Source organism: Bacillota bacterium (assembly GCA_012842395.1).
In the GTDB taxonomy this organism is placed as follows: domain Bacteria; phylum Bacillota; class SHA-98; order UBA4971; family UBA4971; genus UBA6256.
The window spans coordinates 1-1634 of the sequence record DUSX01000060.1 but is presented as its reverse complement, the minus strand read 5'-3'; the positions used below and the strand labels follow the sequence as shown (position 1 = coordinate 1634).

Genomic DNA, 1634 nt, shown 5'->3' with positions numbered 1-1634 from the left:
GCCTCGTGACCGAGACGAAGGGAACCGCCGCCAGCGTTGGTGGGAGGCGGCCGATCCTTCTCACCCTGAACGCGAGCGCGAGTCTCGCTGCCATCATAGATGTCCAGGTGGCCAGGATTCTGTATGGGGTCATTGACCTCGCGGGAAGCCCGGTTTACGTCATGAAGGAGGACGCAGACCTCTCGAGCCCGGCAAGCACCGCGGACCAGGTTCTCAGGGCGGCTGCGCGAGCCCTCGCAAAGCTTCCGCGGGCGAGCGCTGGGGCGGCCGCAGGGATCGGCGTTGGAGTCCCGGGGATCGTCGACAGCAGAACGGGGATCATCCTGAAGTCAACGCGGCTGCGGTGGGCCAACTTCCCGCTCGCGGCGCGACTTCAGCGCGAGTTTGGCCTGCCCGTGCTGGTCGAGCGCGATGTGCGCGCCGCAGCCTGGGGGGAGAGGTGCTACGGGCATGCCCGGAACGTGAGCGACTTCGTCTATATGACGGTGGGAGAAGGCGGGTTCGGTGCGGGGCTCGTGGTGAACGGCAAGCCCTATATGGGCGCCCGCATGCATGCAGGCGAGCTTGGGCATATGACCGTAGACATGCACGGCGAGAGATGCTCGTGCGGTAACATCGGGTGTCTCGCCGGGGCAGCTTCGGCCTCGATTCGGGCGTGGAAGGCGGGAGGGGCCGATGACGCGCTCGTTGAATACACTGCTACAGGCCTGGTCAGCCTCGTCAACCTGCTCGACCCCGAGCTGGTCGTGCTTGGGGGCGATATAGGTGTGCGGCCGGATTTCGCGTCGCGCGTGGAGGCGGTGGCTAAAGAGCGGGCCCTCTTGGCGCCTGGTCAGATGCCGCGCGTCCTTCCGTCGCAGCTTGGGGACATGGGGGTTGCCCTTGGACTCGCCGGCCTCGTTTTCGACAGGTTCTACTGGAGCCACGCGCTCGCTCAGGATCTCCCCGAGATGGGTGAAGGCGGAGGAATGAGCTACCGCACCTGAGGCAGCGCCGAAAGGGGCCGAGGCCGATCCGCCGTGCCGAGCGCAGGGCGACGGGGTAGGCCTTTCACTGTGAACGACGGCAAAAGGACGGGCGCGAGGCGGTTGGATGTCCGCATGGAGCGGGTTGATCTGATGGTAAAGCCGGATTGGGGGCGGGCGGCATCGTGGTGAGACTGGTCGTAGGGACGGCGGTGATACGATGAAGCTGCAGACGGTGGTGATCCTAGCAGGCGCTGCTTGCGCACTTGTCCTGGGAATCGTGCTCATGGCGGCTGCGTCATTGCCGGGGCGGTTGGTTCCGGCGTTCGGAGGACGGTTCATGAGCCAGGCGGGCGCTGCGCGGGATGCGGTCGAGGCCGGGCCGCGCCCTGGCCTGCAGCCTGGGGAGCTGTCCGAGCCCGGGGCCGGAACCAGCCCCAACCCGAGTCCCAATCCCAACCCAGACTCCAACTTGAGCCCCAACTCCGGGCCCGGGCCGGGCCCGGATCCTGGCTTCAGTGCAGGCTCCGGTTCCAGTCCCAACTCTAGCTCTAGCTCTAGCTTCAGCCCCAGCTCTATCTCCAGCTCCAACCGCACTTCCAGCTCCGAGTCTGGGTCCGGGACCGTGCCCGTGTCCGTATCTGCGGCCGGGGCTGTCGCCGCGGCCTG

1 protein-coding gene is annotated in these 1634 nt (G+C 67.0%); it reads left to right on the top strand.

The window, feature by feature from the left end; genetic code table 11:
- The coding region (locus tag GX515_13485; GenBank protein HHY34005.1) for an ROK family protein at window positions 1-986 on the top strand (986 nt) is incomplete at its 5' end.
- Window positions 987-1634: the final 648 nt, after the last annotated feature.